This is a genomic window from Aquiflexum sp., assembly GCF_977115555.1.
On record NZ_CDSBKL010000500.1, the window covers coordinates 1 to 2609 of the forward strand.

Annotated in this window: 2 protein-coding genes; one reads left to right on the forward strand and one right to left on the reverse strand. The window is 40.8% G+C overall.

Annotated features, from left to right (window positions below; all coding sequences use genetic code 11):
- Nucleotides 1-16 precede the first annotated feature (16 nt).
- The gene (fahA, locus tag ACZFYI_RS18790) at nt 17-1288 is read right to left on the reverse strand and encodes a fumarylacetoacetase (RefSeq protein ID WP_462525653.1); all 1272 of its coding nucleotides are present in this window, start codon (nt 1286-1288) and stop codon (nt 17-19) included.
- A 220-nt stretch (nt 1289-1508) separates the two neighbouring features.
- On the opposite strand from fahA, the gene ACZFYI_RS18795 reads away from it, so the two are divergent.
- Nucleotides 1509-2609, forward strand: a 1101-nt coding sequence (locus ACZFYI_RS18795) for a DUF1549 domain-containing protein (protein ID WP_462525654.1), incomplete at its 3' end; no start/stop codon positions are given.

Sequence of the window (2609 nt, forward strand, 5' to 3'; positions counted from 1 at the left end):
TGAATCATTCAATGATTTATTTTGCAGGAAGAATCTTGCCTTCCACTTCCCCAAACCCTACCCTTATCCCGTCTTTTTCTGCAAAACCTTTCATAATCACCGAATCCCCATCTTCAATAAATTTGCGTTCGCCTCCTTCTTCCAATAATATAGGTTTTGTTCCTTTCCAAGAAAGTTCTAGCATCGACCCATAACTGTCTTCAGTTGGGCCTGAAATCGTACCGGAAGCCATCAGATCACCAACATTGATATTACAGCCGTTAATCGTGTGGTGCGCAAGCTGTTGGGCGATATTCCAATACATGTACTTGAAATTGGAAGTACAAACCTTGGTGGCTTTGAGACCTTCCGGTTGGATCAAAACTTCAAGTTTGATATCAAAAGCATGGTCAGTTTTATATTGAAGATAAGGCAGTACTTCCGGTTCCTGCTTTGGCCCTGCTACCCTAAATGGCTCTAATGCTTCCAAGGTCACTATCCAAGGAGAGATGCTTGATGCGAAATTTTTACCAAGGAAAGGGCCCAAAGGCACATATTCCCAAGCTTGGATATCACGTGCCGACCAATCGTTGAACAGCACCATCCCAAATATATAATCTTCGGCATCTTCAGTGCTGACACTGTCTCCCATCTTGGTGGGTTTACCGATGATAAAAGCCATTTCCAATTCAAAATCCAATCTTCTGCTAGGTCCAAATTCAGGAACTTCCATATTTGGATCTTTGAACTGACCTTTGGGTCTGAAGATTGGCGTGCCTGAAGGCACAATCGAAGAAGCTCTCCCATGATAGCCAACGGGTAGGTGTTTCCAATTTGGCAACAAGGCATTTTCAGGATCACGAAACATTTTACCGACATTGGTCGCATGTTCGAGGCTGCTATAAAAGTCCGTATAGTCGCATATTTTCACAGGCATCAGCATTTGCGCCTCGGTTCTGCTAACCATCGATTTTCCCCTGCTTTGGTGGTCACGAAGGGCGCCGTTTTCTTCTTTGAGAAGTTCTTGGACTTTTTCCCTGACCCTTTTAGTAGTGGCTTTGCCTAAAGCAATAAACTCGTTCAATGTATCCTTTAAGAAGATGCCGTGAGGAATTTGGGTCATTTCAGAAAAAAAACCTTCTTCATGCAAAACTGCTAAATCAACAATTTTATCTCCTATTGCAATACCTGCCCGTGGAGAAATCCTTTTGGTCTGAAATATTCCAAAGGGTAGGTTATAAATACTGAAATCTGAATTTTTTGGGACAGTTACCCAACTTTTCAATGGCTTGGCTGGTAATTCACTCATGTTTAAAAATTTATTCTTGGGTTAAAGATAGAATTTAAACAGGGAAGAAAAAATCAAAGAAAATTCAGGATATTAGAGAAGTTGAATTTCCAAGACAAAATAGTCGGATTCAATTTATTCAATTATTCTTTCTATTTATAAAAATTTAGAATAAGAAATTGAAGTTTAATGATTTTTTTACGAAATTACTGACTTGAATATACCAATGCCAAAGATAACCATGAAGTACATCAGTCTCTTTCTTGTCCTCCTTCTTTACTTCTTTGTTGCCTGTAAGCCAGACAATTCTACAGATATTTCCTTTGGGGAAGGAGAACAGCTCAGCTATAACTTTCATATCAGACCTATTTTATCTGACAAATGCTTTGCATGCCATGGACCTGACGCCAACAAACAGGAAGCTGGCTTAAGGTTAGATCTTCCGGAGACTGCATTTGCAGCCCTGAAGGAAAGCCCTGGAAAATTTGCCATTGTTCCAAACGACATCGAAGGTTCTGAACTTTACCACAGGATAGTCAGCGCTGACCCCAACGAACTCATGCCACCTCCTGAATCCAACCTTTCACTGACAGAAAGCGAGATTGACCTGATCAAGAAATGGATAGAACAAGGTGCACAATATGAACCTCATTGGGCTTTTGTCAGTCCAAAAAAAGGAACTTTGCCAAAAGTAAAAGACAAAGATTGGCCAAAGAATGAAATAGATTATTTCACCTTAGCCAAAATGAGCAAATTAGGGCTGGAACCAAACGATCAGGCTGAAAAGCATGAATTGCTCAAAAGGGTTAGTCTCGACCTGACAGGACTTCCTCCCACCCCTGAAATGATCAGCGATTTTGATAAAGACGACAGCCCCGAAGCCTATGAAAAGGCGGTTGACAAAATAATGAACCTTCCTACTTTTGGGGAAAAAATGGCTGTCCTTTGGATGGATATTTCGAGGTATTCAGATTCATATGGCTATCAAGATGACAATATCCGGACCCAATGGCCTTACAGGGATTGGGTGATCCATGCTTTTAACAAAAACCTTCCCTACGATCAATTTTTGACTTGGCAACTTGCGGGTGACATGTTGCCAAATGCTACCAAGGAACAGATTTTGGCTACAGCCTTCAACAGAAACCATAAATACACAGAAGAAGGCGGGGTCATTCCTGAGGAATACAGGGTCGAGTATGTTCTTGACAAATCAAATACTTTTACCAAAGGAATATTGGGAATTACCATGGAATGTGCACAGTGCCATGACCATAAGTACGATCCGATTTCTCAGAAAAACTTCTATGAGATGTTTGCCTTTTTTAACAATACTCCAGAA

Bases quoted from the DNA above. Each gene is read 5' to 3' on its own strand.
- fahA (WP_462525653.1), bottom strand. From the start codon at position 1,288: ATGAGTGAATTACCAGCCAAGCCATTGAAAAGTTGGGTAACTGTCCCA.